This window comes from Nostoc sp. (assembly GCF_036917775.1).
In the GTDB taxonomy this organism is placed as follows: Bacteria; Cyanobacteriota; Cyanobacteriia; order Cyanobacteriales; family Nostocaceae; genus Nostoc.
In genome coordinates, this window is sequence record NZ_JBALEQ010000059.1 from 35,388 (window position 1) to 46,359 (window position 10,972).

Below are 10,972 nucleotides of genomic sequence, written 5' to 3' on the forward strand. Positions count from 1 at the left end.
CTTATTCCACTTCTTCGCCGATTGCACGATAGTAAGCAGCGATCGCAGCTTCTTGCTCACTGCGAAGCGTATACCGCCGAAACGCTTTCTCACTTTGATGTCCTGTTAACTTACGGGCATGGCTGGGGTCAACTCCCAATAGCAATAAGTCAGTGGCATAGGTGTGACGAAAGGAGTGAGGGTGCAAATCCTCAATGTGAGCTATTTCACCAATTTTTTCCACCGCGAAGTAAATGCCGTGATAACTCAAGCGTTCACCTTTGTATGAAGCATGGTGTGAAATCATTAATGGGCTAAGGCTGGACAACACCTCTCCTTGCTGTGAGCGCAATTGTAAATAATCTGCCACGACTTCCCGACTCTCTTTTCGCAGTGGCACTAGGCGCGGTTCATTAGTTTTGGTGTCTGGTAAAAATAGCAGCTTGCCATCAAATGAGCCAACATTTAACTGCACAACTTCCCCAGCCCGGAGTCCATGACTGAGAATGTGAACCAGTGCTGTATCCCGTTGCTTTGTTTCTCCCAGCAATTCCAACGCTGACCAAACCTGTTCCATTTCTTCAGGGGTCAAACTTTGCGCTGGTGGCAGTGGCACTTTTTCTAGTTTTATCCCCAGTGTTGGATTAGTAGAAATAATTTCAGGATACGTATAGCACATCCATTTGAAAAAGCTTTTGAGTGCCGCAATTCCCGCATTGATACTGCTTTTTGAAAGGGGATTACCTGCATCAGTCCGTATTTCATCACGTAGATATTCTTTATATAGCGCAAGATGACGTGGACGCAGTTCATGATAGTGCAGCTCACTCCACGCCAAAAACCGCTTCAGTTCGCGTTCGTAAAGCTTGCGGCTGTTGGGTGCGAGATTGTTGCTGCGTAAAAATTCCAGAACTTTTACCCACCGAATATCGGTTGGTGGTCTTCTAGTTTCTCCTGGCTGTGTGAAATGTAGAGCTTCACGATCAAGGGGAATAAGTTTGATCTCAGGTAAAGAATCTGCGCTGTAGTTCATCCAGTTCTGTGTAAATTATTACGTTTTAAGTATTAAATATAACTCTATTCTAAGTTGAGATTACTCATCTGGTGGTGAGGTAGTCATGACTTCTATGACGGTACGATCATGACCGAAGCGTGCCTGCTCCCATGTAGAATAACGCTGCATTCTCCCGTGATGAGGCCCACCCAAAACCATTGTTTCAAAAAGCAACGGGGGATCTCCAAAAGTGAGATCGAATCCCGAAAAACTAGTTGATACTTTGGCATCCCCAACTATAGTTTCGGCAACTAGATGTTGTCCTGAATCTTGTACTGAGTGTAAATAATCTTGCCATTCTGACAATGAATTAACAGCAACAGGGGTATGTCCTACGAGTTTGTAATAAAGCATGATTGACAACTGGTGGCTATCACAACAAAAGCTTGCCCGATTTTATACAAAATAAAGTAGTCCTTTTACTACCTTATAGCTCTCTATTAACTAATACATACTCAATCGAAATTAATTTAATAGGTGGAAAAAATCTGCGTTCTGTATCGTGTTTATTCCACAGCAAATCCTGAGAGTTGACGCATTTTTGGAGTATGAAAACCGATGACAATATCTTGTTTATCTATACCCATTTCCATTAATTCTAAAGCAATATCCGCTTCCGTTGTATTTTGTTGAATCCAAATTTTATTATTCTTGATATCTAAGTGCATTATTGGCCCGTAAATCCGATGCTGATTATTCCATCCAACGCTAATAATTTGATAATGGTCATGTTCTTCATCAAAAATTTGTTCTACTTCCACATCTCCGTAACTAGGCTTGTACTGGAGATGTTTAGTTAAGAGTTGCCTAACTTTTGTTCGATATTCATTTAATTTGTCCATTGTTCTATTGCCTCCGTTTCCACATTGTAAATAATTAACTTCAATTTGTTTTCATTGACTACAGTTTGGATAAAAGACAAGTTAAAGAAGTCGTTATAAGTTACCAATGGTACAGCTAAATATAAGTTTCTATTTGGCTCTTCAACACGCAACGCTGTTCGATAATTAATAAATTGTCCTAGCGCCATGTGAAATTCAGAAATTTTTGAGGCACTCACAAAATTTTTGATTTCAACTGCTATTTTTTCTCCTGCTTTTTCGGCAGCTAGAAGTCGCTCTGCACCTAAATCAATTTGAACATCAACCCCGCCACACCTAATATTGAGCGGATCATCTGTAATTACCCAACCCTCTTTTTCTAATGCAGACCTCACTATATTGTGGAATAAATCACGAGCCATAGTTTTACACCAAAGCCACACTAACCTTAATACTGCTGTCACTGTAAGCATAAAGTGAGCAACTTGCTCATCTTATGCTTACAGTGACAATTCGACAGTAAAACATTTAAACATAGATTTCAACTTGGTACTGACTATCGACTCCAGCACATAAATCCTTTAAATCTAAACTTTGCTCACATTATGCTTTAGATTACTTTGTAATACAAGACTACAATACAAAATAACATACCCTTATCTTTTATCCGACATTAACTACGATTAAAACTACTTCCCTTGATATACAACACTTTCACCAACATGCGATCGCGGAGGGTGCATGTTGGCAACGGAATAGTTTCTATTACGCTGCCGATAAATTTTGCTTGTCTTGGTATCGCCTTTGATGCGTCATCCAAGCGATAACCATTTACAGGGTGCTAACTTCCAGTTATAGTTAGCCGTAACTTATTATATGCACAATGCAACTATAACTTTGACTTGGTTTAAAGATAGTTTACAAAAGTTGCTCAGGCGGTTGCCTTAGTCTATGGGAATAAAAAAGTTTAACAATTTCTGTTAAGTGCTTTACCCCGCTCCAAGCATCCGTCCATAAATCGCTTGAAAGAGTCTGTACGCCGCACCCACGCTACGTTATTACTAGAGCGATCGCCACTTCGCCACTGGCTCATGATGGTTACGCCATCGCTGTTAAGCTCTTCAAAGATTTCTGGGCTTATTTCCCAGTAACTCTATTATTATCCAGTTATCAGTAATGAGGAGCATATTTTCCAGTGTTGTAGAGTTTTTTGTTCTTGACTAATAAATTTCGTCTTCTTCATCTAGCCAATCTTCATCCCAGAGAAGTTCATTGTAAACCTTAGTAGCTTGAGATATTTTTAGGTTGTGAGCTGCTGTCACACAATTTCTTGGTTGCCAGCCAATGAGGGCGTATCGAGCATGTAAATATCTGACAGCATTTTTGCAGTCATTAATTACTGGAATATCCTCAAAGATGTATTTTCGCAATTGGACTCCTAAACGAATTGCCTCCATTTCATAATTGTGAAAGTAGTGTTCTTCAGCATCAGGTGTAGAAATCAGTAATCCTCTTACCCAGGCATGATTTTTATAGATAGCCTACTCCTGTAGTTGCTCAAGCATTAACTAAAGCTCCAGTTATTTTGGATGGACAACAGCTTTTTCAGATCAGCGATTCTGGTCAGTATAGCGCTCAAGAACGGACAAATTTAATCAACTCACAATTAAAAAATGTGATTTCTGCTTCTGAGTCTATTCAAGTTAAAATTGAAAAACGCAACCAGCTACCTACTATTTTATTAAATGACCGCTATCTGTTAACAGTTACACAACAAGATACTTTACCAGGTAGTACACTCGATGAGCAGGCTAACATTTGGGCGCAGCAAATTGAAGGAGCGTTACAGGAAGCTCATTTAGAGAGAACTAAAACTTATCTTCAACGAACAACTTTTATAGCAGCAGCAATTTTACTCATAACTGTAGGATTTAGTTGGCTATTGGGATGGATTAAGCATCAATTTATCCGAGTAGCCTCACTTCGCCTAACAACTAGCAATGCTATACCTAATTCGGAAACACTTAAAGTATTAGAATTATTTTTCAAATTAGTGTTGGCAAGTATGCGTATCGGACTTTGGATGAGTGCGATTCTTTATATCACTAATCTCTTTCCTTTCACTCGTCAATGGAGCTACCAAATTTCAAATATCCTAATTACCAGTTTCACCTCACCTATTCTGACGTTGGGAAAAAATCCTTATTCTCTTACTGAATTAATAGTTTTGGTTGGTTTATTGTTTGGCTTAGTTATCTTTGCTGGAACGTTAACCAATTTTTTACGTTCTCGGATTCTCTCTTTGACTGTCATCAATCGTGGCGCTCAAGAGGCGATTATAATACTTTTAAAATATGGTCTAATTTTTATTGGCACACTGGTACTGCTACAAATCTGGGGGCTTGACATTAGCTCTTTGACAATTTTAGCAAGTGCTTTAAGTGTTGGAATTGGCTTTGGTTTACAGGATATTGCTAAGAATTTTGGCAGTGGTTTAGTACTAGTATTTGAGCGTCCCATTCAGGTTGGAGATTTTGTCGAAGTTGGGGAATATACAGGTATTGTCGAACGAATCGGTGCCAGAAGTACCGAGATTCGTACTCTTGACCACGTTTCAATTATTGTACCCAACTCTCGCTTCTTGGAAAAAGAAGTAATCAACTGGAGCCATCGCAACCCGATTTCTCGCCTTCATCTCCCCGTTGGCGTTGCCTATAGCTCAGATCCCAAAGCAGTGCAATCTGCTCTGTTAGAGGCTGCTTCTAAGCATCCCAATGTATTGCAGACTCCTTTGCCTCTAGTACTGTTTAAAGAGTTTGGCAACAACACCTTAAATTTTGAGTTACAGCGCTTCCGGCTATTATGCAATACAATTTTCCTCTTACCCCTCTCCTATCATAGCTTTCAGATTTGATGGTGTACCTGATAGCCGCCGGAAGTGCTGTATTAGTCTGGACTACGGAACCTAATAAACAATTTTTGCTCAAAAGTGATTTATACTACATTATTTACGAAGTATTAAAGCAACGAGAAATTGAAATTCCTTTTGCTCAGTTAGATTTACATCTGCGTTCTGGTCAGTTGGAATTTACGCCAGAAATGCAGTTAGCTTTAATACAGATGGTTGAACGATTATCAAATCAGGAGTCATACATAGATTCAACCGATCCAATTGAAAGGGGCACAGAGGGTGTAGATATATGAACGCATTGTAATCATAGAGAGTCTACCCACAAAAATCATCCACCCGAATATCCCGCCAGACATCAGAAACCTGCCAGCCGGAATTGCCCACAGATTGTACTGGAGGATTGTCAAGGAATGGAATATAGTCGGGAACTCTAGGCTCTGAAATCGCTACTGGTTTCTCCTCAACCTCAACCACAGGGGCTGGAGAATTGACAGTATTAGCTAGAAGTTGTTGGTCTTCTGCTTCTTCGATTAACTTCATCTGTCTCAGGGTGAGCTTGTCGGATTTTTTGATGATTTTCTTAATATCTGTATCATTAGAAGTTTTCATTGGCTGTTCCCTTGAAGGCATTGACTTAAAATTTGTCTGGGTAAAGTTGGGAGAAGATGAGTATTAATAATTGCACAGAATTAACAAGGTACACCAAATCGATGGAAAATACGAGTCTCTTGCCGAAGAATTTATTAATTGGACATAAATATCTTTTTCGGGCAGATGCCTAAAAGCGATCGCAGTAGGATCATTGTCGAATGGCACTAAGAAAAGCTGAAAGCTTGTGTAGGCAGGGTGTTGGGGGTAAGGTTGCAGGTTCGGGAAAAATTAAGAAAACCAAATATCGAGTACGAACATAAATATTTTCCTTCTTCACTACACCCGACACCCGACACCCAAAAGCCTTATAGGTAATTGGTTTGGCGTTATCTTAGTGCCATTCGATCATTGTCTAGAAGTCAAAATTCTTTTGGGTTTTTGACATACGTTGACCTGTACCAATGCCATCGCTACGATTCAAAATACGCCTTTAGAAGAAACCATGACGGCACTCGCTGAGGTAGTGCGTCAGGGAAAAGCTCGTTACATCGGCTTTAGCGAATGGAAAAAGTTTTTGCCAAAAAGCTAGGGCTTTTGCTCCATAAGGAGAACCAAGTTCTTAATTTTGGATAAAGTCGAGCTTAGTAGCTATTCATAAAATCATTTATGAAAATGCGATCGCCATACAGCCAATGTTCATACTAGCTAAAATAAATCTGAGAGTAGGCAATAAAAATTAATAAACATCAAAAATGCTTGAGAAAGAAGTTAACGTCAGAGATAGTTTTCACTCAAAACAGCCTGCGGGTGGCAGCGATCCGAATAGTTTTGATTATAAAGAGACATGGTATCCCATTCATTACTTAGAGGACTTAGACAAATCAAAACCAACCCCTTTTACAGTGTTAGGAAGAGATATTGTAATCTGGTGGGATAAACTTGCTCAATCTTGGAGAAGCTTTGAAGACCAGTGTCCTCATCGTTTAGCACCGTTGTCTGAAGGCAGGATAAGTGACGATGGGCTTTTGGAATGTCCGTATCACGGTTGGGCTTTTTCTGGAGATGGAAATTGTCAAAGGATTCCTCAACAAGTCAAAGGTGGAACAGCAGAGACATCAAAACGAGCTTGTGTAGGATCATTACCAGTTATTGAAAAACAAGGACTACTGTTTGTATATGTTGGTGAATATGAAAATGCTGCCAAAACCGAAGTCCCAATTATTGAACCATTAGAAGAATCTCCCGAAGGATGGGTTGTAATTAATACATTTAGAGATGTACCTTATGATGCATTAACCCTATTAGAAAATATATTAGACCCTAGCCACATATCGTTTACACATCATAAAACGGTAGGAAATAGGGCAAATGCAGCACCTTTGGAACTTGAAGTGATTGAATCTGGGAAACATGGATTCAAAGGGATTTGGAAACAAGGTTTGAAACCAGGGCAATCAGGAGAGTTGTCTACAACCTTCGTCGCTCCAAGTTTAATGTGGCATGACATCAACTCCCAGCGTGGTAGAATTCTAACCGTTGTTTATGCTACACCCATACGTAAAGGAGAATGTCGTGTATTTGCACGTTTTCCTTTTAAGTTTCCTGATAAACTTCCAGGTTGGTTTATTAAGCTCAGACCGCGTTGGTATTACCACATTGGACAAAATGGTGTTTTAGAAGACGATCAAATTTTTCTCCACTATCAAGAAAGGTATCTTGAAGCTAAAGGAGGTAGCCCTAACTTTACTAAAGCCTTTTACCTTCCAACCAAAGCAGATAGTTTTGTATTTGAATTGCGTCAGTGGGTAAACCAATATAATGCTGAACCATTTGGCAAAGAGACTTTTTCTCCCCCATTGGCAAAGTCCGTGCTTCTGGAGAGGTATCATTCTCATACGGAAAAATGTGCCAGTTGTAGCTCGGCGCTTTCTATTATTGAGCGATTGAGATTTGGGAGTGGAGTTGCAACAGTACTTACTTTGGCTTGGACTCCAATGCTTTTTTTATTTTTTCAGACAACATCAGTTGTAGTAGTTGTGATTGAAACTCTAGCTCCCTTAATTTTTGCACTAGCATGGCTCGGACTAAGTAAGTTAGTTATTCAGTTTTATGATGGACGAACCTTACCTCCACGAAACCGACCCGAAAAAAAACTGAAATCTAATAATACCAGAAATATATGAGTAAGCTCATCTTAATTACAGGCATAAGCAAAGGTTTAGGTTATGCGATGACCGAGGGTTTTATTCAACAGGGACATACTGTTATTGGTTGCGCCCGTTCATCAGATGCTATTGATAAAATACGCCAGAAATTTAGTGCTACCAACGATTTCACATCTGTAGATGTAGCAAATGAACAGCTTGTAAAAAAATGGGCACTCTTTCGTACTTCAAAAATATTCACCGCCAGATATAGTAATTAATAATGCGGCAATTACCAATTATCCAGCACCTTTGTGGGAAATACCATCTGAAGAATTTTCGGATCTAATAGATATCAATATCAAAGGAGTAGCGAATATAATTCGCTATTTCGTACCAGCAATGGTGAAAAAGAAACGGGGTATTATTGTTAACTTTAGTTCTGGCTGGGGACGTTCGACTTCAGCCCAAGTTGCCCCATACTGCGCTTCCAAGTGGGCAATAGAAGGATTAACTCGTTCTTTGGCACAAGAATTGCCAACTGGGATGGCAGCTATACCCCTTAATCCAGGGATTATTCATACAGATATGCTTTCTATTAGCTTTGGAGAAGAAGCTGCTAATTATACACCAGTGTCCGATTGGGTATTGAAAGCTGTTCCGTTTATTCTCAATTTAAAACCCAAAGATAATGGGATTCCTTTGACCATTTCATAAAATTGGTCATGCGTGAATTGCTTTGACTGTCCCTGAGCGCTTACAGAAGAGGGACGGGGAATTTCGCCGAATTTGTTAAAAAAGTAGGAACTAATTTGAAATATTAATAACTTTTGGCTCAATTACTGTACCGTCCAGAAGCAAAACGATCTCACTGCGATCTAAATAATAAATATGCTTATCAATTTCTGGGGCAAACACAATATGCCAATACCATAGAAATGGCTTTGGATGAGGTTGCAGAGATTGAATCGAGGCAGCTATACATACATAAGAGTTGAATTGAGGTCGCTTTCGATAAGCTTCAGCCCGACCAATTTCAATAGCCTCGCTCATTGATAAAGGCACTGCTGACAATTCAGGATTCCAGGTGGAAACTTTTTTAAAAAGTGAGAGGGACACCTCGAAGTAAAGCTTCTTTTCTTCTGTACTGCAAATTAGCAGAGTAATTATTATATCTTCAAGCATCAAAGCAATTTTAGATTATCCTAGTTAAGGAAAGAATTAATAACAAATAAGCTTAATTGTCAATAATTTGCTAATTAATGATCGTATATCTAAACCTACTTGTCAATAGCATTTGAGATGCACTTACACTGAGAAATTAACGTTTATGTTTTGGTTAACATAGAAATTACCCTTTCTTTGAGAATAAAGTATCCAAATCGATGGGAAATACAGTCCCTTGCTGAAGAATTTGTCTTTTTCGGGTAGATGCCTTAGCATAATCTAGTTGCACAGATGCAAGTATTAAGCGATCGCTTCTTTCCTTATAACTGTACTTCAAGATTGTTTTGCGGTTTTGACTCCTAATGAGCAGATAATAAATAGATGGTTGAGGGTTTGCGCTTATCTTAGTGCCATTCGGCCTTGTCCTTCAATTACATTCACAGTCGCATTGCAAGGATTGGTATGCTCTGCAATGGTCGATTCTGCCGCCAGAGACATCAGCGTATAGCGGCAGTTTCCATCTTCTAGCAGAACCTTACTTTTAGCTCCATGCTGGGGATATTCAATGATGTCCGCCCAACGAATTTTGGTTATCTTCAATGAGAGTATACTTATAGTCATGGGATGATTCCTTTGTTGTAGAGAGATTAATTTGAGCGACAAAGACACTTTTAGATTGAGTGTCTGTATTGGAGCATTAATCATAAAACTGCTAAATGTCACTTGTTTAAGGTTGATAAAGTTCTTTGTCGTAATTGTAGTGTCTTGATAGATAGGCACAGGAAATTAGTACAATTTTTGAATCATTACGTTTTCAGCAGGAAAAAGCATTTGAGCCAAAGTCTACCTATAGCACCAAGCCGGAAACTGAAGATTACGATCCTAACAGTAGGTTCAAGAGGAGACTTGCAACCATACTGCGCTTTGGCTATTGGCTTGAAACGCGCGGGGCATCAGGTAACAATCGCAACACACGAAAACTTTGCATCTTTTGTTAGAAAGTTCGATTTAAAGTTTGCACCGATCGCTGGCAATATGGAAGAGTTTCTGCAATCGAAACAAGGGCAGCGATTGATTGCGGGAGAAAAGTTGAAAAAAGAAGAAGGAGATAAGCTTTTACTTCAACAGTTGGAATCAGCTTGGAGTGCGTGTCAGGGAAGTGAGATAATTATCTACACGCCGTTAGCTACCTTTGGATATCACATTGCAGAGAAATTAGGCGTACCTTGCTTTTTTGCATCAGTTCTGCCGTTGACTCCCAGAGGGATGTTTGGGTTTTTGAGATTTGCTCAAATAACTAAAAACCCGCTAAAGAAATTAATCAACTATGGCAGCTACTTGCTAGTAGAGTTTTTGCACTGGCAAAGATATCGTCCGCTGCTCAATCACTTCAGAACAGAAACTTTGAAATTGCCGCCTTTACCATATTTGGGCAGACGCTTTAGACAGAAGACTCCGGGGAATGTATCACGAATCCCTGTATTGTATGGATTTAGCTCACACGTAATCCCAAGACCCCGTGACTGGCCTGCATGGGTATATGTAACTGGTTTTTGGTTTATTGACCAAGCCTCGGAATACGAGCCACCTCTGGAACTAGAGGATTTTCTTGGGCGAAAGCAATTACCTTTGTGTTTTGGATTTGGGAGCATGACGATGCCCAATCCAGAATATCTCACACATTACATCGTAGAAGCCTTAAAGAAAACACATCAAGGCGGGATTATATTGTCAGGCTGGGGAAATGTTGGAAGAACAGTGAATGTAAAGGATTCGCTACGAGTGTTTGTGATCAAGGAAGTTCCACATGATTGGCTGTTTCCTCAAGTGCCAGCAGTAGTACATCACGGAGGAGCTAGTACAACGGCAGCAGTGTTACGTGCAGGGACACCATCAATTACTGTACCTTTTTTTGCAGATCAGCCAGTTTGGGGTGAAAAGCTAACTCGGTTAGGAGTCAGCCCTGCGCCGATACCGTACAAGAAAGTGTCAGATAAAACTTTAGCAGCAGCGATTGAAATCGTACTGGGCGATGAGGTGATGCGAAAGAAAGCACAAGAGTTAGGTGAGAAAATCAGGGCTGAGGATGGTGTGGCGAATGCAGTTGAAGCATTTCATTGGCATTTGGGGTTGATTGAGTGAGAAATCCCAGACAATTAAAATACATCATCACAGCCACAATCGGAGTAAATGTCCCAAGTGAAAGTTTATACCTGGAGTTTAGACTAAGCCATGCAAAATGACCCAGCAGGGCTGAGTTAATCAGAGACTTAGCAAAAGTATGAATAATCTTAGGTATTAAACA

General features: G+C 39.9%; 16 protein-coding genes. 7 read left to right on the top strand and 9 right to left on the bottom strand.

Features of this window, described 5'->3' with window-relative positions; genetic code table 11:
• Position 1: 1 nt before the first annotated feature.
• The 6 genes from V7K69_RS10045 to V7K69_RS10070 all read right to left on the bottom strand — a co-directional run bounded on the left by V7K69_RS10045 (position 2) and on the right by V7K69_RS10070 (position 3,311).
• Positions 2-1,012, bottom strand: a complete 1,011-nt coding sequence (locus V7K69_RS10045) for a tyrosine-type recombinase/integrase (RefSeq protein WP_335033822.1) — start codon at positions 1,010-1,012, stop codon at positions 2-4.
• 60 nt (positions 1,013-1,072) lie between these two features.
• Entirely contained in the window at positions 1,073-1,387 is a 315-nt protein-coding gene (locus V7K69_RS10050; RefSeq protein WP_335033824.1) for a hypothetical protein, read from the bottom strand.
• A 152-nt stretch (positions 1,388-1,539) separates the two neighbouring features.
• Positions 1,540-1,875: a XisI protein gene (locus V7K69_RS10055; RefSeq protein WP_012413009.1), complete on the bottom strand. Its 336-nt coding sequence runs from the start codon at positions 1,873-1,875 to the stop codon at positions 1,540-1,542.
• Positions 1,863-2,276: an element excision factor XisH family protein gene (locus tag V7K69_RS10060; RefSeq protein ID WP_179076655.1), complete on the bottom strand. Its 414-nt coding sequence runs from the start codon at positions 2,274-2,276 to the stop codon at positions 1,863-1,865. The genes V7K69_RS10055 and V7K69_RS10060 overlap by 13 nt, the downstream gene beginning before the upstream one ends.
• A gap of 545 nt (positions 2,277-2,821) precedes the next feature.
• Positions 2,822-2,947 carry a hypothetical protein gene (locus tag V7K69_RS10065; protein WP_335033828.1) on the bottom strand — a complete coding sequence of 42 codons (126 nt, stop codon included), beginning with the start codon at positions 2,945-2,947 and terminating at the stop codon, positions 2,822-2,824.
• A gap of 127 nt (positions 2,948-3,074) precedes the next feature.
• A complete protein-coding gene (locus tag V7K69_RS10070; RefSeq protein ID WP_335033830.1) occupies positions 3,075-3,311 on the bottom strand; it encodes a hypothetical protein in 237 nt (78 codons plus the stop codon).
• A 128-nt stretch (positions 3,312-3,439) separates the two neighbouring features.
• Here V7K69_RS10070 and V7K69_RS10075 point away from each other — a divergent pair, with 128 nt between their 5' ends.
• Together V7K69_RS10075 and V7K69_RS10080 are read left to right on the top strand one after the other, a co-directional pair.
• Positions 3,440-4,768 (top strand): mechanosensitive ion channel family protein, encoded by a 1,329-nt coding sequence (locus tag V7K69_RS10075; RefSeq protein WP_335033832.1) that lies wholly within the window; start codon positions 3,440-3,442, stop codon positions 4,766-4,768.
• Entirely contained in the window at positions 4,768-5,058 is a 291-nt protein-coding gene (locus V7K69_RS10080) for a hypothetical protein (RefSeq protein ID WP_335033834.1), read from the top strand. The genes V7K69_RS10075 and V7K69_RS10080 overlap by 1 nt, the downstream gene beginning before the upstream one ends.
• A 22-nt stretch (positions 5,059-5,080) precedes the next feature.
• On the opposite strand, the gene V7K69_RS10085 is transcribed toward V7K69_RS10080, so the two are convergent.
• A complete protein-coding gene (locus tag V7K69_RS10085) occupies positions 5,081-5,374 on the bottom strand; it encodes a hypothetical protein (protein WP_334838146.1) in 294 nt (97 codons plus the stop codon).
• 430 nt (positions 5,375-5,804) lie between these two features.
• On the opposite strand from V7K69_RS10085, the gene V7K69_RS10090 reads away from it, so the two are divergent.
• From V7K69_RS10090 to V7K69_RS10105, 4 genes are all read left to right on the top strand, one after another.
• Positions 5,805-5,945, top strand: a complete 141-nt coding sequence (locus V7K69_RS10090) for an aldo/keto reductase (protein WP_308189921.1) — start codon at positions 5,805-5,807, stop codon at positions 5,943-5,945.
• A 163-nt stretch (positions 5,946-6,108) separates the two neighbouring features.
• Complete coding sequence (locus V7K69_RS10095; protein ID WP_335033839.1) at positions 6,109-7,539, top strand: aromatic ring-hydroxylating dioxygenase subunit alpha; 1,431 nt, start codon at positions 6,109-6,111, stop codon at positions 7,537-7,539.
• Positions 7,536-7,781 (top strand): SDR family NAD(P)-dependent oxidoreductase, encoded by a 246-nt coding sequence (locus tag V7K69_RS10100; RefSeq protein WP_335033841.1) that lies wholly within the window; start codon positions 7,536-7,538, stop codon positions 7,779-7,781. Before V7K69_RS10095 ends, V7K69_RS10100 begins: the two co-directional genes overlap by 4 nt.
• A gap of 10 nt (positions 7,782-7,791) precedes the next feature.
• Positions 7,792-8,217 (top strand): SDR family oxidoreductase, encoded by a 426-nt coding sequence (locus tag V7K69_RS10105; protein WP_335033847.1) that lies wholly within the window; start codon positions 7,792-7,794, stop codon positions 8,215-8,217.
• A gap of 90 nt (positions 8,218-8,307) precedes the next feature.
• Here V7K69_RS10105 and V7K69_RS10110 read toward each other — a convergent pair whose 3' ends face one another.
• Both V7K69_RS10110 and V7K69_RS10115 read right to left on the bottom strand, forming a co-directional pair.
• A complete protein-coding gene (locus V7K69_RS10110) occupies positions 8,308-8,685 on the bottom strand; it encodes a hypothetical protein (protein WP_335033843.1) in 378 nt (125 codons plus the stop codon).
• Between the two features lie 381 nt (positions 8,686-9,066).
• On the bottom strand, positions 9,067-9,288 hold the full coding sequence (locus tag V7K69_RS10115; RefSeq protein ID WP_335033845.1) for a hypothetical protein: 222 nt from the start codon (positions 9,286-9,288) through the stop codon (positions 9,067-9,069).
• Positions 9,289-9,498: 210 nt separating this feature from the next.
• Between V7K69_RS10115 and V7K69_RS10120 the strand changes: the two genes are divergently transcribed.
• Positions 9,499-10,809 carry a glycosyltransferase gene (locus tag V7K69_RS10120; protein ID WP_335033849.1) on the top strand — a complete coding sequence of 437 codons (1,311 nt, stop codon included), beginning with the start codon at positions 9,499-9,501 and terminating at the stop codon, positions 10,807-10,809.
• Positions 10,810-10,972 lie beyond the last annotated feature (163 nt).